This window comes from Mesorhizobium argentiipisi (SeqCode), assembly GCF_037179585.1.
Lineage (GTDB): Bacteria > Pseudomonadota > Alphaproteobacteria > Rhizobiales > Rhizobiaceae > Mesorhizobium > Mesorhizobium argentiipisi.
Genome location: NZ_JAPYKO010000003.1, coordinates 232,417 through 251,748, shown reverse-complemented (window position 1 = coordinate 251,748; position 19,332 = coordinate 232,417). Strand labels below are relative to the sequence as shown.

Annotated in this window: 13 protein-coding genes and 1 pseudogene; 12 read left to right on the top strand and 2 right to left on the bottom strand. The window is 58.6% G+C overall.

Annotated elements, in window-relative coordinates; all coding sequences use genetic code 11:
* Nucleotides 1–436 precede the first annotated feature (436 nt).
* From O7A05_RS06625 to O7A05_RS06590, 8 genes are all read left to right on the top strand, one after another.
* Complete coding sequence (locus O7A05_RS06625; RefSeq protein WP_337092189.1) at nucleotides 437–1,294, top strand: sterol desaturase family protein; 858 nt, start codon at nucleotides 437–439, stop codon at nucleotides 1,292–1,294.
* 419 nt (nucleotides 1,295–1,713) lie between these two features.
* On the top strand, nucleotides 1,714–3,162 hold the full coding sequence (locus tag O7A05_RS06620; RefSeq protein WP_337092188.1) for a coiled-coil domain-containing protein: 1,449 nt from the start codon (nucleotides 1,714–1,716) through the stop codon (nucleotides 3,160–3,162).
* Nucleotides 3,155–3,973, top strand: coding sequence for a hypothetical protein (locus tag O7A05_RS06615; protein WP_337092187.1), 819 nt, complete (start codon nucleotides 3,155–3,157; stop codon nucleotides 3,971–3,973). Before O7A05_RS06620 ends, O7A05_RS06615 begins: the two co-directional genes overlap by 8 nt.
* A complete protein-coding gene (locus O7A05_RS06610) occupies nucleotides 3,973–5,280 on the top strand; it encodes a hypothetical protein (protein WP_337092186.1) in 1,308 nt (435 codons plus the stop codon). Before O7A05_RS06615 ends, O7A05_RS06610 begins: the two co-directional genes overlap by 1 nt.
* Nucleotides 5,277–6,323 (top strand): OmpA family protein, encoded by a 1,047-nt coding sequence (locus O7A05_RS06605; protein WP_337092185.1) that lies wholly within the window; start codon nucleotides 5,277–5,279, stop codon nucleotides 6,321–6,323. Before O7A05_RS06610 ends, O7A05_RS06605 begins: the two co-directional genes overlap by 4 nt.
* Nucleotides 6,324–6,378: 55 nt before the next feature.
* The gene (locus O7A05_RS06600; RefSeq protein WP_337092184.1) at nucleotides 6,379–7,530 is read left to right on the top strand and encodes a DUF4236 domain-containing protein; all 1,152 of its coding nucleotides are present in this window, start codon (nucleotides 6,379–6,381) and stop codon (nucleotides 7,528–7,530) included.
* Nucleotides 7,531–8,256: 726 nt separating this feature from the next.
* A complete protein-coding gene (locus tag O7A05_RS06595; RefSeq protein ID WP_337092183.1) occupies nucleotides 8,257–9,411 on the top strand; it encodes a type II toxin-antitoxin system HipA family toxin in 1,155 nt (384 codons plus the stop codon).
* Complete coding sequence (locus O7A05_RS06590; protein ID WP_337092181.1) at nucleotides 9,387–10,400, top strand: helix-turn-helix transcriptional regulator; 1,014 nt, start codon at nucleotides 9,387–9,389, stop codon at nucleotides 10,398–10,400. Before O7A05_RS06595 ends, O7A05_RS06590 begins: the two co-directional genes overlap by 25 nt.
* 325 nt (nucleotides 10,401–10,725) lie before the next feature.
* Here O7A05_RS06590 and O7A05_RS06585 read toward each other — a convergent pair whose 3' ends face one another.
* Both O7A05_RS06585 and O7A05_RS06580 read right to left on the bottom strand, forming a co-directional pair.
* A complete protein-coding gene (locus O7A05_RS06585; RefSeq protein ID WP_337092180.1) occupies nucleotides 10,726–11,475 on the bottom strand; it encodes a nitroreductase in 750 nt (249 codons plus the stop codon).
* Between the two features lie 813 nt (nucleotides 11,476–12,288).
* Nucleotides 12,289–13,314 carry an IS110 family RNA-guided transposase gene (locus O7A05_RS06580; protein ID WP_337092179.1) on the bottom strand — a complete coding sequence of 342 codons (1,026 nt, stop codon included), beginning with the start codon at nucleotides 13,312–13,314 and terminating at the stop codon, nucleotides 12,289–12,291.
* A 696-nt stretch (nucleotides 13,315–14,010) separates the two neighbouring features.
* Between O7A05_RS06580 and O7A05_RS06575 the strand changes: the two genes are divergently transcribed.
* The 4 genes and pseudogenes from O7A05_RS06575 (at nucleotide 14,011) to O7A05_RS06560 (ending at nucleotide 18,991) form a co-directional block, all read left to right on the top strand.
* Complete coding sequence (locus tag O7A05_RS06575) at nucleotides 14,011–16,689, top strand: C48 family peptidase (RefSeq protein WP_337092178.1); 2,679 nt, start codon at nucleotides 14,011–14,013, stop codon at nucleotides 16,687–16,689.
* Between the two features lie 142 nt (nucleotides 16,690–16,831).
* Nucleotides 16,832–16,990, top strand: a pseudogene (locus O7A05_RS06570) (NAD(P)-dependent oxidoreductase); the annotation flags it as partial.
* Nucleotides 16,991–17,046: 56 nt separating this feature from the next.
* Nucleotides 17,047–17,847, top strand: coding sequence for an SMP-30/gluconolactonase/LRE family protein (locus O7A05_RS06565; RefSeq protein ID WP_337092177.1), 801 nt, complete (start codon nucleotides 17,047–17,049; stop codon nucleotides 17,845–17,847).
* A gap of 721 nt (nucleotides 17,848–18,568) precedes the next feature.
* Entirely contained in the window at nucleotides 18,569–18,991 is a 423-nt protein-coding gene (locus O7A05_RS06560) for a BA14K family protein (RefSeq protein WP_337092176.1), read from the top strand.
* The last annotated feature ends 341 nt before the right edge of the window (nucleotides 18,992–19,332 follow it).

The window sequence follows — 19,332 nt, the reverse complement described above, 5'->3', positions numbered from 1 at the left end:
AGCTGGCGGCCCGCCGTGGTCGACGGGGACAAGGCGCAGATCCTCGCGAAGACTTGAACCGGCCGCCGGTTTAATACCGTTGCCGCAACGGGCCTTGCCGTACATGGTCGCTTCGCACAAACCACGGTGGTCTACTGGGCTCCTATTTGGGAGACCGATGGGTCTTATCCAAACAACTAATTTTACCAATCTACGAAAATGCTCCATTCCCCGTCCGGCACAGCGCCGCCGCTGTGCCGGCGGATTATTCGCCGTTTGAATGGGGCACTAAAAGGAAATTTGCATCACCTCACTCATGCCATTCGTGACTTCGACACTGAGTTTACGGCCGCGCCGAGATTCACAACATTGGTCTCGCCTGACGAAGACGACTGCGTTGATGACAGTCACTCCGACCTGAGGTTGGAGCATTTGAACCATCCGCCGGAGCAAACAAATGCACGTTCTCGACGTTAACCAGATGACTCAGATATTCCTGAACTCGCTTGAGCTGGTTGTGATTTTCGCTACCTTTTGCGCCGCGCTGGAGCTGATGTTTCCGGCTTATCGATACAGTTTTGCCTCATATGGTCGCGGCGTGCGGAACTGGATTATTCGGCTCGGATGCGGTGCCGTTATCTGGCACCTCTACGCCGTGAGCCTGGCCTGGTTAGGGATAAAGCCGCTCGTAACCATCAATTTCGGTACGATGCTTCACTTTGACAATGCCATCGTCAATAGCGGATTGGCCATTTTTTCAGGCGTTTTGGTCGCAATTGCGGGTGACTTCTTTTACTATTGGATGCACCGCGCTCAGCATGCTGTTCCATTCCTCTGGCGCCTGCACGCTACACACCACTCGATCCGCGAATTGACGGCATGGAATTGTCATCATCACGTTTCGGAGCCACTCATTTACGCAGGGTTTGTAGCCCTACCACTCACGCTATTCCACTTCGAATCTGGCGTAGTGCCCGTTGTTGCCATGACATTGATTACTTTCCAGGCCCATCTTTCACATTCGAGCACCCGGATCAATCTTGGGCCGCTTCGATATATTATTGGCGACAATAAGTTCCACCGCATTCACCACTCGTTGGAATCGCATCACCGGCACCGAAACTATGGGTTCTTTACAACCATCTGGGACACGGTTTTTCTAACGGCATACTGGCCAAAAAAAAATGAGTGGCCGGAAGTTGGCCTCCGAGGCCAGCCCGAGCCGCTCACCGCGCGCGATTACATTTTATTCCCATTTGATCGACGTCGCTGGCGTAGAGCTAAAGTCGGAAGTGATGTAGAGGCTGGGCGTTGAACGAGCGGAGATTCCCGGCCTGCGGTCCCGCGCAGGGCTGAAATCCGCCGCGCGGGTCATTGAGATCATACTCCTCCTGCTGTTTTGTGGGGGAGAACAGCTGCCTGGCGGCGTCAGCCTCTCGCATCTGCTCGCACATCCCCCACGATCCGGGGTTGCTGTGCGGTCGAGCCCGAATGTGCCCAGGAGTGCAATCCGCTCAGGCAATCCGGCCAGGTTCAGCGCGCCTCGACCGCTTGGCATCATCAAACAGATCTCAGGCGCATTGATCCCGTTGAGACGAATAGGGTGGCCCGATCGTGTGGCCGGCCTTGCCGATTTTACCAGTGCCGGACCGGACGACGGTCGCACGCCCATGGTTGCCCTTTAGCGCTAGTGTGCATAGAAAGCATTCTGCTTGGGGCCGAAAAAAGTGGGATATGAAGGGCGTGAGCTCTAGATTCGAAAAGCTAAATAGGTTGCGCGAGACTCTGCGCGAGTCCAACCATGATTTCCGAGCGAGCACTCAACTCTTCAGCAGCTTGGATGTCACCAAGATTGACCGGGACATGAATCTGGCCGGTCGCGGCAAGGAGCGTGGCGAGGCAAACCAGCCCCCTAAGAGCGCCAGGAATCTCGACGATGTTGAACATGCCATCATCGAACGCGTCGAGGACGAGAAAAAGGCATCCTCTCATACCCTCGAGGACAACCTGCATCTTCTTAGCGGGCGTCTTGCCGGACTCGACTTCGAAGAACAATTTGGTCTCATCCGTCAGGCGAACGCAGCCAGCGTGTCGGATTTCAAAGCTTCGGTTGCGGTCGGGCTGGATGAACTCCACGGGTTGAGGCGCGCTCTTAGCGACGCTGAGAAAGAGCACGCCTGGTTCAAGGCGAAGCATGGATTGGTTCGCGCGGCGCGGGTTCAGCATGGCGCGGCTCACCTTTTGCGGATTTCGCTGCTGCTGTTCCTATTTCTGATCGAGACAGCAATGAACGGAAGTTTCCTTGCCAAAGGAAACGAACAGGGGTTTTTTGGCGGCATCCTGGAGGCTGCAGCATTCTCCTTCATCAATATTGGCGCCGCTTTGCTCCTGGCGCTTTTCTGCGCCCGCCTTGTCACCCACCGATCAACCCTTGGGAAGCTAGTCGGGACATTCTCGATCCTTGTCTATGTCGGTCTGGCCGTGACCTTAAACTTGGCGCTGGCGCACTATCGCGAGGTGAGTGGCTCGCTCGCGGACGGTGCCGGTGCAGAGGTCATCCGAAACATGGTCGGCAATCCGGCCGGGCTCACAGACGTGAAGTCGTGGCTACTGTTTGCTATCGGCCTCATGTTTTCGATTTTCGCATTTATCGACGGCTGGTTCGTACTCGACCCTTATCCCGGTTACGCTGGCGTCGAAAATCGCTTGGTCCGTAAGCGGGAGGACTATATCGACCGCAAGCGGGAGTTGATTGAAGAGCTGCAAGACGTTCGCGACGACCACAACGAAAAGGTTGAGGACATCGTCAAGGAACTCGGCAGTCGTCGCAGGGAGCATCGTGCCATCGTCGATCATCGCTCGAGGCTTCTGGCGCTCTTTGCGCAGCATCAGGACCAGCTCGAGCGAGCCTGCAATCAGCTTCTCTCCAAGTACAGGGAGGCGAATATCCAGGCCAGAACGGAGCCTGCGCCCAAGCATTTCGGAGCGCCTTACAAGCTCGAGCGAATCAAGCCTTACATCTCGGCCGACGGGGAATGGAGCGAGGGAGACGTTGGCGCATCCATCCGCCAAGCGCAGGAGGAACTCAACGCTCAAGTCCGCCTGATTGGGCAGGAATGCGAGCGAGGAATCGAGCAGTATCGCGACCTCGATAAGCTTCATCCGGACAGTGTGAATGGCTAGGCGGGTTCGCAGGCGCAAGAAGGGGCAAGCCGGCACGATCGTTGCGGCTCTCGCTCTTGGGGTGCTCTCGGTTGCAATGTTGGGCGGCTTTGCCTGGATGTGGTCAAGGTCTGGCAAGGGCCAGATCGACGCAAACACAAATTGCCTGCTGGACGGTCCCGTTAGCCTGACGGCGGTGCTCATCGACGCCACTGATCCGATTTCGGCAACGACCATGGCGGATCTGACGAACGAGTTCCGCAAAACCATCGGGCGGGTCGAGCCGGGCGGCTATGTGAAGATCTATACGCTGAATTCGGCCCCCGGCGACCTGACGGTGATGTTCGACGGATGCAATCCAGGCGACGGGTCCACGGTAGACAATTGGACGAACAATCCGGCGCGCCGTCAGAGGAAGTGGGAAAGCGCCTTCGGTGATCCGCTGAAGAAGCTTCCTGACGAAATTCCGAATGCTGACTCCGCCAGCCAGTCTCCGATCATGGCCGGCATCCAGAAAATCAAACTGTCGCTGTTCGATAGCAGCTTGGCGAAACCAGGGCGCGCAAAGCGGTTGGTGGTCGCCTCCGACATGATCGAGCATACCGCGCTGTATTCGCAGTACCGGTCTGGTCTGGATTACCAGAAATACCTCAGTAGCGCCGCCGATCGGACCTACGGGACGTCGCTCGACGGGGTGGCAGTTACGATCCTTTATATCGACCGGAAAAAGAAGCCGTTTCAGTCGCTGGATCACGCTGAATTCTGGACGCAATGGGTGCAAAACCATCACGGCGAGTTCGAAAAGCTGGTTGGCTTGGAGGGGTTAAACTGATGGCGAGGAACCGCGACAATTCCCTGCTGGGGCATCGAGGGTTCCCACTCCTCGTGTTTGCGATATTGACGCTCGGCGGCTGCGTCTTTATCGCCATCGCCAAGCTCTCGGGCGTAAACCCGATCGTGGCGGCGGGTACACCTGTCTGCCTGATGCTTTTTTATCTCGGCGTATCGATCTTCACCGGGAAGCTGCGCCTCAGCGATGAGCAAACCGGCGACAATCTCTACTATATGGGCTTCCTGTTCACGCTGACGAGCCTTGGAGTGTCGTTGTTCCAGTTCGGGTCGGAAGGCTCGACCGATGCCATCGTCAGGAACTTCGGTATCGCGATTACGTCCACGATCACCGGCATCGCGCTCAGAATCTTCTACAACCAGATGCGGCGCGATCCTGCGGATATAGAGCGGACGGCCAGGCACGAACTCGCCGATATGACTCGGCGAGTGAGAGCCGAGATGGAGAGCGTCACCAGAGAGTTCGCCGACTTTCGCCGCGTTAGCCATCAGATGCTCGAGGAAGGCTTTGCTGAGATTGCCGTCCAAGCCGAGCGAAACGGTGAGCATATCAGATCTGCCTTGGACAAAATCGCCATGGAATCGATCAAGCCGGTCCAAGAGGCGTCTGGCAAGCTCAGCGACGCGTTAAAAGACAATTTCGGGCAGGTCGAAAGCCAGTTCTCGTCGATTGCCAAGCGTGTCGAAGCTGCCGCTGATTTGCTCGACAAAGCCAACAGCTCGATGTCCTCGTCAGTTGGCAAGCTCGGCGAACAGGCTGACACCGTGGCCACCAAGCTGGAAAAAGTTGTCGTTCCTGAGGAGGTGCTGAAGAACGATCTGGCCCCGATGGTAAAGCTTCTTGGCAGCGCTGTCGCTCAATACGCGGTCAAGACCGAGTCCGCCTCGCAGGAGCAACAAGCTCGTATGACCGCTCTCGCCGATGCAGTGGCGAAGGTGGCGAGTGGTGTAGAGCGGGCCGCAGCCGCGGCAGAGAGGACAGCGGGGAGTGTTCAAGCCCAGCAGCGCCTAACCGAGGCGCTTGCGGCAGTAGTGCAAAAGCAAAGTAAGGACACGAGCGAACTCATTGCCACGATTGCAGAAAAGAGTCTTCAGGCGGCTCGCGGCAGCCATGCTGCTAGCGAGGCGATAGCGCTCGATCCAGCACGCGCACTTACAACTGCCGTGGCCGACGGTGAAGAGGCGATAATCAAGATCTCCGAAGGTCAGCAAGGCGATTCCTTCCAATCGTTGGGAGCTGTGCCAGAGAAGGCTGAGCCGCCGCGAAAAAGCGGTTGGTGGGGCAGGTGAGCGAGACGGGCGCAACAGCGGTCGCTTATGAGCGCAAGGGCTACGGCCGTGGGCTGATCCTGGGCCTGACGATGGCCGAGACGATGCTGCTTCTGGTGTTTTGCCTTTTGCTTGCAGCCGGCGCGATCATCGCCAAGAAGCAGAAACAGACGGCAGAGGCGCAGAAGATTGCCCAATCCCTCAAGCAGGAATCGCATAAGCTGGACGAGGAAAATAAGCGGCTCCTTGCTCAGCTGAATGAGATGGTCAAGCCCTCGGGGCGCAACGTGCCCGATCAGCAATGGCGCGAGTTGGTGTTGGCGAAGGAGACCATCGAAACAATCAAAAAGGCAGGAGTTTCGGTCCAAGAACTGGTGCAAAACGCCCCGGTCACCAAAATCCTGTCCGACAACGATGTCGACGCCGAGCAAGCCCAGGCGATGATCGAGCGCACGAAGGTGTTGAAGGAGTTTGGCTACGTTGGTACAGCCAAGACCTTGAAGGACCTGTCGGATGCCCTGAAGAAGGCAGACGCGCCTATGGTGGCCGCCAAGCCGCATGATTGGCCACCGATCATCAGCCTCAGCGAACTCGATGGCTACAATTTCGACACCGGAAGTGCGGAGCTTTCCGATCGTTTCAGGACGCGGCTGCGCGACCTGTCCAAGACGATTGCGGCCATTGCAACGTCGTACGGCGTCGACGTCATCGAGGTGATTGGACACACGGATGAGCAGGCCATGTCCGGTCAGTCGTCGAACATGGACAAAGGTCTTCAACCCGTCCTGGCTGGCAAGGTGGAAGTTGGTACGCTTCATCCCGCCGATAACGCCGGCCTTGGATTGGCGCGAGCAATCTCGGTCACGAGCATACTTCGCGAGATGCCTGAACTGAAAGGGTTCACCATTCTGCCGATGTCAGGTGGCCAGCTGATCCTTCCTGGCGACCATCTGACCAACGGAGCGCAGGCTGGCGATGTGAAGGCAAGGCGACGAATCGAAATTAGGGTGAGGCAGCGCTCCCGCGAAACCGACCTCGCGGCGGGTGTCGGATCAAAGTCATGAGCGCGGAAAAATGCTGGTGAATTAGCTCACAGCATTGAGTTGGGGGACTCAAGGGATGGGATTTTACGTTCGAAAATCGATCAGCGCGGGGCCGTTCCGCTTCAATTTTTCGTCCGGTGGCGTCGGCGTCTCCGTGGGTGTGAAAGGTCTGAGGATCGGAACGGGTCCACGTGGCCACTATATCCACGCAGGCGTAGGCGGTCTCTACTATCGCGGCACGATCGGAAAAGCCGGCGCGAAAAAGGGTGTCCGACAGCCAACCCCTCACATGCGGCAAGCTCAACCACAACCGTCGGCTCCTCAATACGTGGCTGATGGCGTCGTGATGAGAGAGATCGAGTCCGGCGACGTTGTGGACATGCGCGATGAGACGTTTGCCAATGTGATCGATGAAATCAACGCCAGGCAATCGCAGACGCGGCTCTCTGTGGTGCTGGCAATTCTATTTGGGATCGCCGGCTTCCTGGTTGGGAAAGCGCTCGGAGGTGCCGCGCCTGTGCTGGGAGGTATTGCATTTCTGCCGGCCATGCTGATCGGCAAATGGCTTGACGGCTATCGACGTGTGAGTGTGCTCTACTACGATCTGGAACAGGACGCCGAGGCTGCCTATGGCAGGCTGGTGGGCGCATTCGAAACGCTCACTCTTTGCGCAGGAAAGTGGCATGTAGCTGCCGGGGGCAAGATCCAGGATCTGACGACTTGGAAGCGCAATGCCGGGGCCAGCATGCTGGTCGACAAAAAGCCTACGACACTTGCAAGCACCTTGCCGCAAGTTGTTCGCAGCAACGTTACACCCCCTTCGATCCAGGTGGGACGGCAGGTGCTATATTTCATGCCAGATCTGGTCCTTGTGAAAGACGGTAACCGGTATGGCGCCGTTGGATATGCTGATCTTCGCACACAGTCTGCGCCGACCAATTTTATCGAGACAGGCAGGGTTCCGTCCGACGCTGAGGTGATCGGACATACCTGGGCCCACCCTAACAAAAGCGGTGGGCCAGACAGGCGATTCAAAAATAATCGGCAGATCCCCATCTGCCGTTACGAAGCCTTGCGCCTCTCCAGTGCGACTGGACTGAACGAGCTGCTGGAATTCTCCAGGACGAACGTCAGTCAGGCGTTTTGCCAGGCGCTCTCGGCCATCGCGCAATTGCATCGAGACTCCAGTCGTCAAACGATTTCGCTAGACTCGCGTGCAAATGGTTGAGGCTTAGCTTGGCCCGCAATGACCGCACACTGGGCAATGACTAGAAATCTTATGCCCCACCGCGCTGAGTCGCATCGAGAAGGGGCAGGGCGTGGACCGACAGGCGGTCTTTTACGCCGGCAGGCGAGAATCGGCAGAATATCATCCTTCCTCCTGGGCCGCCGCCCTGCGGCATGGGCGGTCTTTCGATCGGGGATGGTGTATCGTGCGGCGTTTTGACGAGATATCGGGCAGCAAAGCGCTTTGAGCGATCAGCAACTGAAGGTCTGAGCCCTCCTCTGGGGCCTTCGCAGGTGGTTCGCGTCTTTCCAACTCTTTCCGCGGATTAACAAGCGGTCGAGGGGAAATCAAAGCCCAGGCCGGTAAGATCGTAAGATCCGAGCGCCTGCCGATCAGACGGCGCGGAATGGTTGGCCGATTGAGCACGTGGACGAAACGCGATCGTGGCTTGCCAGCATTCCTGCTCAGTTGGAAGGGAAGCTGGCGCTTTACGAGTTGGGCATTGGTTCAAGCTTTAGCTTGGATCAACTTACGCTTTAGCCTAGTGGGAATTCCAGCTACCGAGCAGGCGAATAAGAAAAATATGGTAGCATTTCGAGGCCGTATTCTCCCAAAATAAAAGGATAGTTGCTTTTTTCATCATCATGCTCCATATATCAAGCTATCGTTTCGCCTTAGGGCGGATCATGCGTTAGATACGGAAAAGGAAAAACCATAGCTTCTGAATTGCGTTCTGCAAAGGTCCTTTTCAAGGACCACCTCGCCGGTACGTTGTCAGAGACCCTTACCGGAGGAACGCGCTTTGCCTACGAGCGGGGTTGGACGGAGGATATTGCCTGCTGCTATCCAGTCACGCGGAACGAGTATGACTGGCCGTCTGGCCTACATCCCTTTTTCCAACATCTCGGACCCGAGGGCTGGCTGCGCGAGCAACAGGCACGCGGGGCTCATGTTGACGGTCAGGACGATCTTGGTCTGCTGTTGCGATACGGTTCAGATTGCATTGGGGCTGTGAGCGTTTTCCCGCCGGAAGGTACCGAGCTTCCCGCAGCGGCCGCAGAAACCACGACCAATCCTGGCCGTACGGTTTCAGGGATACAGAAGAAGCTCCTTGTCGTGCGCGGCAGAGATGGCTTTGTCCCAGCCGGAGCAACCGGCCCCGCTCCCTATATCGCGAAATTCAACTCCGAAAGCCTTCCGACGCTTGTCCGTAACGAAGCCTTGAGCTTGCGGTGGACCGGCGTGGTGCTCGGCGCGAGAGAAGTCAACGAGTTCCAATCCGCACCCGTGGCTGACGAGTATGCCCTCATTGTGACCCGGTTCGACCGCGGGCCGAAAGGAGAAAAGCTCCGACTGGAAGATTGCGCGCAAATCCTCGCCAAGCCCCGCGGCCAGGACTATGGAGGCAAATACGATGCCGCTTACGAAGATGTGGCCATGATCATCAAAAGCCACTCATCGCGCCCTGTCATCGACCTTCAGCGGTTTTTTCACCGCTTGGTGGCTTTTGCGCTTGTCGGAAACTGCGACGCTCACCTCAAGAATTTCTCGCTGTTGGAAACGCCGATGGGGCTTAGGCTTTCACCCGCCTATGATGTCCTCAATACCGTTATCTATGACGGTTTTGATCAAACCCTGGCACTGTCCATCCGCGGAAAGCAGATCAACCTTGGCGCTGCCGACGGCGAGCTGTTCAGAGGTTTCGGGCGCGACATCGGTCTTTCGGATCGCGTCATCGACGGGACGCTGCAGCAGCTTAAGAGACAGGTCGCCAAAGCTGTGGTGGTTATCAAGCCGCCTGCAGCCGAAGGACCCGATGATTTTGTGACCAGATATGCTGAGATCGTGAGTAATCAATGCCTGAGAATCCTCGGGGAATAGGCCCGCTGAGCTGGCGCACGCTTGTCGACGAAGCGCTCGCCCGCCGAAAAGAAGAACGCATGACACAGCGCGAGCATGCAGCGCTCGCTGGTGTCAGCATCCCGACCATTGCAGCCTTTGAACGGGGCGAGCACACCCTCACGCTCGCAAAGGCATTCGATATCCTTCGTGTTGTCGGACTTTTGGACGAGCCTGCCGAAGGCGGGGCGCAGGATCGGTTCGTGCGGGAGTCATTTGACCGGTGGCGCACCCTAACGAATGATCTGCCAAGCGATAGCCCTGCCAGGTTTCCAAACGGCTCCTATCGGTTCGACTACTGCCTGGAAGGTGATCTGAAGTCATTTGCTCTGACGGAGTTCGAGCACATCCTAAACAATGCGGTCACCAGGCACACTGGTTGGCCGGTCTTCATGATGTTGACCCGCGAAGATCTTGCTCCCCGCGAGGTCGGCGGAGCCATTGAGGTTTGGCTGCCGCCGGAGGGTGACGGGATCCGGCGTAACATCTTGAGCGATCCAGCGCATTGCGACTTCTGGCGTGCCGTACCCTCAGGACGGTTGTTCCTGATACGTGGCTATCAGGAAGACGGCCAGGAGACTTTTCCGCCGGCGAGTGTATTCGACACGACATTGCCTGTGTGGCGGATGGGTGAGGCGCTTCTTCATGCCGAGCGACTAGCCGGTCTCATGCGGAAGGACCCTGAAAGTCAGATCACGGTTCGGTTTCGTGCGCTCTATACCGGACTGACCGGTCGGCTTTTGCGGAACTGGGCGAACCCGATCAGTGAACTTATGTTTGAGGGAAGGCCTGCTCGCAGCGACGAAGTATTGCTGGAAACGGAGGTCGCCGCTGTCGATATCAGTTCGCGCCTTGCGGACATTCTGTTTCCTATGGTGTCCGCGGTCTACGAACGGTTCGGCGTTGTTGGCCTCACCACAAATCGCATCCAGGCGGAGGTCGGACGCCTTCTGAGCAGCAGGATGCGATAGATTGCAGGCGAACTTTGTGTCGCCAGCCAGAGGCCAAGACGTGATCGCGCTTGCAGGCGGCCCCCAGCCGCGTCGCGGAAGGCAGAGGAAGCCGTCTGATTGCCAAATCCCCGACCTTTCGCCGCTCAGCATACGACCCGACAAGGCGCTGCCGTCCGCACTCATCGATGAGCCACTGAAGACACTGAGCGACTGCCTAGCTTCGCGACAGCGCCGTCCGAACAGCTCGCACGCAGGAGCCCTTGCCAAGAAATTTGCCTATGCCGGCGTGTATGGCAAAATCCTCCCTGCTGCTCTGACATTTTAGCTTAGGGACAATACTCCGTTACGTGCCGCGGAATGTGGTGAACTCATGCGGGGCTTGGCGCTCGGTGGTCAGGCTATTTTCCGGAGCATAATGGTCAGCAATTCCGAGCGCCATTCCCGATAGGATTATCTCGTCATCGGGAATCGACAGTTCGCTATGCAAGATCGCGCCGTATTCACACCACGCCTGCTGCGGACACGTTTCGAGGCCATACGCTCTCGCGAGGATCATGACATTTTGCATGAACATTCCGCAATCGAGCCATGAGCCGAGAAGAAGCTCGCGATCCATGGTAAAGAACAAGCCAACGGGAGCGTCGAAGAACTCGAAATTCCTGAGCATAACCCGCTTGGGCCCCTCCATGTCGTCGCGCGCGACCTGATAGAGCCGGTAGAGATCCAAGCCAACTCGGCGTCGACGCGACAAGTATGGCTCCTTGAGAGGCGAGGGCATATAGGCGTATTCGTCGGAACGAGCGCCCAAATTTGCTGCGTCGAGAACGGTTCGACACAGACGATCGCGAGCAGTTCCCGTTACCACATAAACTTTCCAGGGCTGCATGTTGGTCGCGGAAGGCGCGCGCGCAGCTTCCGCGAGAATAGCTGAGACAGTTTCCGACGGAACTGGCGTCGGAAGAAATCTTCTCACTGACCGACGCCCAACGACCGCTTCCCTCACACCAAGCGGCCCCTCCGGAACTGCGTTTCCTATCCCTCCGGTATAGCCCCCCTTGCGCTGCTTGCACCTCTCAGAATCTTCTTTATCCATCGGAGCGGCCCTTCAATGTAGCCAGTTCTTTCCGTCGACTCTGTCTGAGAACGAAGGGCCGAACCTTGTCGCTCACCGCCTTTGGAAGCGATCCGACGAAAAGAACTTCGTGCGGATAAGCGGTAAAACACCAGGGGGGCCGATGCTCATCGATGGCTCCGCCGAACTCATGGCGGCCGCCATGGCGCCGCAAATGTACATAGCTCCAGGGCGAAGACCCGGTTATTGCCCTCAGGCAAGATGAGCGCTCGCTTTGACATTTGGGCCATAACCTTTCCTTCGGTGTGCCGTGCGGCGTTCAAAGGGTCCGCTTGCAGATTGCTCTGCATGCGCTGTGCCAAAGGGAAAATCGTTATGAAACAAACTGTCGGCCCCGGTATGTCGCATGTCCGACACCATCAGAAGGAGGCGTCCAAACATGCACCCTCGACTGAAGACAAGCAAAATCGTCCGCAAAGAGAGGAAACTGGGGGCAGGCGCAAAAGAATCATTCACGAGGACCAAAAGCGGGAGCTGCTCCCACACGGATGGTGTCAGCGATTTTCCTTGTCTCAGTCGTCTAATCGCAGACCAAAATGCAAGCCCAAATTTGTATTGAGGTGTCGTTTGCCGGGAGCACGGTCGTCTTCGCGGTCGACATGAAGCCGCCGCATGATGGGCTTCGCGAGGGATGGAGCCTTCCAAGGTTTGAAACGCAATCGCGAGGGTTGTGACGCCAACGATGCAACTGACACAGCGGAATGGCTCGGCCCACGTCCTGGCAGGGACGTCTCGTTACGCCTCGGGTAGGCGCATTCGAACTTTCCTTATGGATCAGGCCATGGCGGCTTCTTCCCGATTGAACAACTGACCGGATTTCAGCATCGCATGCATGATGACAGCGAGCTTGCGGGCGACAGCGACAGCTGCCCGCTTGAAGCCGATCTTGTCACGCAGCTTCAGCCCCCATGTGCGCAGACTGCTGTCAGCCCGGCTGCGCGTCAGGATCACGACTGCGGCCTCATAGAGAAGCCCTCTCAGATGAGGATCCCCACGCCGCGAGATATGACCATCATAATCGACTTCGCCGGATTGATAGCGTCGGGTTGTCAAGCCCAGCCACGCGCCGACAGCGCGCGATGTCTTGAAATTCGATGGATCCTCGATGGCACCGATGAATGAAGTCGCAGTGATGGTGCCGACGCCGGGGATCGACATCAATAGCTGGCATGCGTCATTGTGCCGGGCGTTGGCGACGAGCTGCTGTCCGAGTTCAGCAGCGCGGGCGCGCATGCTGAGCCAAGCTTCGAGAAGTGGCAGGACAATCCGGCCAAGCTCTTCCTGATCGGCCAGCAGGCGCCGGACGTCGGCTTCGAACTTGCCGCCCTTGCTTCGCGGAATGATCAGCCCGAACGTCTTCATGAGCCCGCGGATCTGGTTGGAGAGCTCGGTCGTGATCTTAACCAGCCGGCTCCGCGCGGCCACCAGCGTGCGGCTCAGCATGCTGTCATAGCCCTTCACCCGCACCTCGCGGTAGAAGCCGACCTCGGCCAGATGCGCCAAGCCGTCGGCATCGTTGGCGTCCGTTTTGTTCGGTGCCATGTCCAGCGCGGCCTTGGCATGCCGGGCGTCGATGCAGATCGCCGGAAGTCCTTCGGCGCTCAAGGCATGATAGAACCACACCGACAAGGGTCCGGTCTCGAACACCACCCGCTTGGCCGCTGGCGCCCGCTTGCGGAGAACGTCCGCGACCAAGCTCGGATCAGAGGGACATTTGCCGCGCCAGATCCTTTTGCCGCCACGCCGCACAGAAATCGCCGTCTCTTTCAACGACACGTCGAGACCGATGTATTCGCTCATGGTTGTTCTCCGTTCGATGCTTGGGCCCGGCGTCCAGTCGTGAGCCCGCACTTCCATCCTATCGGGGAACAACCACCCGCTCTGCAATCATGTGACCGCTTCCGGCCTTAGGGCGACTCGCTCCCGCGATTACCCCATGTCTGAGGATCCACTCCGCCACGGGGAAACCCGCTCCGATGCCTGTTCGATGGGCGCCGGGTTATCTCGGCATCCCATCGAGATCGCCTCGTCAATAGTGCCCTCCGCGAGAAGCCTCAGCAGAAGGGTCGAATGAGCGACATCGTCGGATAAAGCGTTGTCCATCGAACCATAAAGCTCATGGTGTCGATATGAATACCCCTCACTTGCAGGCCGGCTGGTGTCGAGCGCCGCACTGCCCAGGCGACCCGATGATCGCCCAGCATTCCCGGCGCTTGATCGAGCAGTCGATCGATTATGCCATTGCCACCGAATATTCATGTCACGGCCGGCAAAGCCTCTGGCGAAACGGGGAGGACGACCTCCCTGGCAAACGTGAAAGAGGTGTGTTGTCCGGCCGAATCGGTTACGGTTGCAACCTAAAGTCGGATAGGGTTGCAACCTAAAAGTTTCCCGGAGTAGGCTCGCTCAGATGAATTTTGATGTGAGGCTCACGTGGACCCGCGAAATAGTAATCCATCCCGTGTAACTGCTTTGGGGCAGGTGCAGGACGCCGGCTTGGAAGAGGGGCAAGCTGGCCAGATCGGGCAACTGGGCTTTGAGCAGCGCGGGGCCGAGGCGCGCCGAGCCGATCCGTTGCAACGGGTTCGCGATGCGGAGCCAGTTTCCTCGGGCGGCTCTCAAGAGCCCGGCCACTGGGCTGCCCCGTCCCCCAGATCAGACGGGGTTCCCGAGGCGCTACGGCCGCTGTTCGATGATCAAGCCGACGAGCCGCCAACCAATCCAGAGGAGCTTCTGCGACTGGTACGCGGGTTTAGCGAGGAGCTTCAGCGAGGGCAGGATGATCAAGCCGCCTCTGCGATCAAGGATGCTATGAACGTCTCCTTCGCCGTCCCCAGAGACGTCTCCCATGGGGCTCAACGCGTCCCAGACGCGATGCTCTCTTCCTTGGACCGCGATGGCCTCTTGCCGGATGCGGGCCAGGCCCGGCAAGTTGAGCAGCGAGTGGCCGAGGCGCGCCGAGCCGATCCGTTGCAACGGGTTCGCGATGCGGAGCCAGTTTCCTCGGGCGGCTCTCAAGAGCCCGGCCGCTGGGCTGCCCCTTCCCCCAGATCAGACGGGCTTCCCGAGGCGCTCCGGCCGCTGTTCGATGATCAAGCCGACGAGCCGCCAACCAATCCAGAGGAGCTTCTGCGACTGGTACGCGGGTTTAGCGAGGTGCTTCAGCAAGGGCAGGATGATCAAGCCGCCTCTGCGATCAAGGATGCTATAAACGTCTCATTCGCCGTCCCCAGAGACGTCTCCCATAGGGCTCAACGCGTCCCAGACGCAATGCTCTCTTCCTTGGACCGCGATGGCCTCTTGCCGGATGCGGGTCAGGCCCGGCAAGTTGAGCAGCACGTGGCCGAGGCGCGCCGAGCCGATCCGGTTGTCGCGAGTGGCGCCCATAATGCTCTTCATCCCCATCTGTCCGGCGAACACCGGGACCTTATTGATCAGGCGATCACTCAGGTTGGGGCTCGGAAACGCTATAGCAAGGAAACGGTCCTTAACTACAGGAATGCACTTTACCGATTGGCGAATGATCTCGGCGCTCGTGGCCAAGCGGTTGATCTAAAAAAACACCAATCCATGGTCGATCACGTCGATGCTTTCTTTCCGAAAAGCGGTAAGATGAAGCCGGCGTTGAAGGCCCTCCGTGAGTATTATGAGAGCCCGGGCTATTCAGCCTTGTATCCCCATCTGTCCGGCGAACACCGGGACTTTATTGATCAGGCGCTCACTCACGTTGCGGCTCGGAAACACTATCGCGAGGTAACGGTCCGTAACTACAGGAATGCACTTTGCCGATTGGCGAATGATCTCGGCGCTCGGGGCCAAGCGGTTGATCTAAAAAATCACCAATCCATGGTCGATCACATCGATCGTTTCTTTCCGAAAGACAATGCCATGAAGAAGGCGTTGAACGTCCTCCGTGCGTATCATGGGCGGGGCTATTCAGCTAGTGGCGGGCGGCCAGCGCCCGCAGACGCGCATGTCTTAGAACAAGTGGCCAGTGACAGCAGGTTGGCCTCAAGCACCCGTGTTCGCTTTGGTCATAGTCCTCGCAAATTAGGGGCTCCAGAACCCGCCTCGCCAGCGACCGCCAGGCTGTCAGACACCTATCGCGGTGTTCCGTTGGTCGATCTGACCACCTCCTCCGATGCTCAGATCGGAGCTTTTCCGTCAGGCTCGTCCAACCTCCCTGAGGGGGCGGTGCTCGGCGCCGACGAACTGCTGAGCGACGCCCATATCCACAGGGATTACCAGTTGCTGGAGCAGGACCTGCAGGAGGCCCATCCAGCGTTCGCCGCCCGAACGCGGCTGGTGGATGCGATAGTCTCCCATCTCCTGCGCCGTGACGACGTGGACGTGCAAGGTAGGTTGCTGTCCATCTATCATCAAAACGGCGCCCCAGCCGACTTCGTGTTCCTGCCGGTGAACAGTGCCGATCCTATGGATCCGGCGCCGGATGTTAACCGCATCGAGCATTGGTCGCTGCTGCTCGTTGATCGCCGCGACCCGAAAGGAGCGGTGGCCTATCACTACGATTCCCTCCAGCAAAACGGACAGGGATACAACCACGCGCTTGCACGAGAACTTGCAGCAAGACTGGACGCGACCACGCTAGTGACACCCGCCATGGCCCGGCAGAACAACGTTGTTGATTGCGGCGTCTTCGTGGTGGACGCCACGCGCGAGCTGGTTCGTCGATTGGCGAACGAAGAGCGGCCAGACCAGCAGCTGCCGCTGCACCTCGACTACCTCGCCGCCGATCGGCAGGCGCTGCAAAACCGACTGAGGGAGGAGCGCCTTCCGCACGAGCCTGCCGCAATCCCCGCGGAAGCTTTTTTACCAGCTGGGTCGCAGGTGCAACACGCCGTCTTGCAAGAGCAGCAAGCCCGACAAAGCGCGCCAGCGCCGTTTGAACGGCACTTGGGCAAGACGCGCGAGGCCCAGGACGAGCTGACGAGTACACTTGACAGGAGCAACCTCGTGAGCAGCGGGGGCATGATCATCAACAAGGAACATTACACAGCGCTGTTGATACCAGCGAAGAGGCAGAGGACTGATAATCCGCAAAGCCTAGCCATGGGGCGGCAGCTGAGCGAAGCACCCACAACGTCAGCCTCCGATCAAGCCCGAGCGGACCTAATCGCTTCCTTCAGAAGCAGAGAGCGCTCCGCGGGACGTTGAGTGCTACGGCTGGGGTCAAGCAGAACAGCTCTTTTGACGACAGAGATACTGATGCCCGGCATAGCCTAATCGGCCTGCGATTTTGGCCAAGTTGAGGAACATCTGGCGAACATCAGCGCTTAAACGCCCTATCTCAGGTATGCTCCCGGCGGCGCTCAACGGCGGGCGCGCCGATTCCAGCATCATGCAGGAATTCATGACGAAGTTCGCCGCGCGCGACTACCCGCCGACCGGCCGCATCGACAAGATGCTGAAGGATCTGAATTCCCTCCAGTCTTTCGCCCTGAAGACCAAGACGCCCGCCCAACTGCACTGACAGGCGATGCTTGGTGCGGCGAACCCATTCGGAATGACAGCATGAGCGACTACGAGTTCCTGGACAAGCGCTTTGACAAGCTGATCATCGGCCATGCCAAGCTCGAACGGCTGTGGACCGGCAGCCGCTGGGCGGAAGGTCCGGTCTATGTGCCCTCGGCAAAGCACTTGCTGTGGTCTGACATCCCCAACGACCGGCTGCTCCGCTACGACGAAACCGACGGCTCGGTCAGTGTCTTTGAAACGCCGTGCAACTACCAGAACGGCCATACCCTGGATCGCGAAGGCCGCGTCGTTACTTGCGAGCATGGCGGGCGCCGTGTCTCCCGGCTCGAGCATGACGGGCGCTGGCAGGCCCTGGTCGAAAGCGTCGATGGCAAGCGGTTCAATTCGCCCAACGATGTGGTGGTCAAATCCGACCGGACGATCTGGTTCACCGACCCGGTCTACGGCATCGATAGCCACTATGAGGGCAAGATCGCCAATCCAGAGATCGGCGGCTCCCACGTCTACCGGTTTGACGAGGCCGCGGGCGAGCTGACCACTGTCATCACCGACAGCGTGCAGCCGAACGGTCTCGCCTTCTCACCCGACGAGACGGTACCCTATGTCTCGGACACCGGCGCCAGCCATGTGCCGGGCCTGCCGCGCGCCATCCACGCGTATGAACTCGCTGACAACGGCCGCTCGGTTCGAAGCGGCGACGCAATCATTCTCAGTGAAACCACTTTTCTCCACTCCTTCATCTGTCAGAGCTGCCTTTTCGGTCATCTCTTGAATGGCGCCCCGCCCGCAGGGAGGAAGCGCGGGCAGGGCGTGCCGCACAAAGGCCGATGGGGTTAGGCAACAGCACAGCGGCGGCAGAAACTGATTAGGAGACCTTCCTGACGACAGGGTGACGGCAAGCGTCTGGTGCGTGAAAATATGGTGCCGCGGCTGGGTCACATTGGTTGGCGCCCTTCTAGGGTGTCTTTCGTATTTGGGTCGCACCCGTCATTGAGCGGCCGATGTTTCGCGGCGTTCTTATTGAGGTCATCCCCGGGTTCATGCTTCGGTCCGTGGTCAGCGCGGCGGCTGGCAACGTGATGCCGCTCCAGTGCGGCACCCCGAAGCGTCCATCTCATAAGGTCTGCTCGAACGGAACGCTTGGCTGTCAAGCGAAGTGACGATTTGACCTCTCCTATTGCCTCGGCTCGCCGGCGGCGAAGGCGCTGATCGAGAGCCGGATGATCTAGGGATCCGGGGAGAGGCTTGGCCTGCTGCCGGATTGTTAGGTCGCCGGCATGGGGTGTCTTAGCACTGTGTCCTAAAAGCCTTTGGGAGACGCCAGGGCGCCAATGGCAGCAAGGAACCCGCTGACATGCCCGGACTAGACCGTTTGTTGTGGCGCATTTTGGAGTGGGTCGATTGTCGGATCGGGACCCAAAAGGTCGGCAAGTTGACAATGCCGACGGTCAGAGACGGGCAAAATCAGAAATTTCAAGTAGGTACGCCGCTTGCTTGTTCACGGTATCGCCGGGACCGCATCCCCGAAATTCGACGGGCCGGCACGAAGGAGATCGACATGAAGCGAATTTTCAAGACGGCCGTTCTGTCCGTCGCCGTGGTCGCCACTACGCTCGCGACTTTGCCCGCTGCCAATGCGGGTGATTGGCGCCTTCACGCCGATGACGGCGGCGGCGACGCGGTTGCCGCCGGCGTGCTCGGCCTTGCCGCCGGCGCGCTGATCGTTGGCGGGTTGATCAATGACCGGCCGCCGCCGCGCGATTACTACGATGGCGCTTACTATCATCGCGACGTACGGGTGCGCCCGGCACCGGTTCGCCGCTACTACGCGCAGCCGCAGGTGGTCTACGCCTACCGTTGTGCGGCACCGTGGACGCGCGAATGGTATGCCTATTGCTCGGACCGTTATCGCAGCTTCGACGCCCGCACCGGCACATTCACCGGCTATGACGGCGAACAGCATTTCTGCATTGCCAACTGAGGCTTCCCTGCCCGGACAAAAACCGCTGGACTTGTCAGCGTACGTCCGACGAAGTATTTCGTGGATGTATGGCTGAGCAAGGTTTCGTCTCCAAACAGTGAATTCCCCCCATCCAGGCAACACCGGGTAAACCGGGTAACAAGCGTTGCCGTTAAGGAGACGGTTGGGTGGGGGGCGAACGCCTGAAAGGAAGGTCGGGGCAGCTTGTTAGCAATCCTGTTGAGCTCGTTTGCAGGTCGTGAAGGACGTTTTCGTCGGACGAAACGACGACACGGTCTCGGCTGATTGCGTCCTTGGATCTCCAATCTCAAGCACGACCCAATCGCGTGCTGGCACGAGGC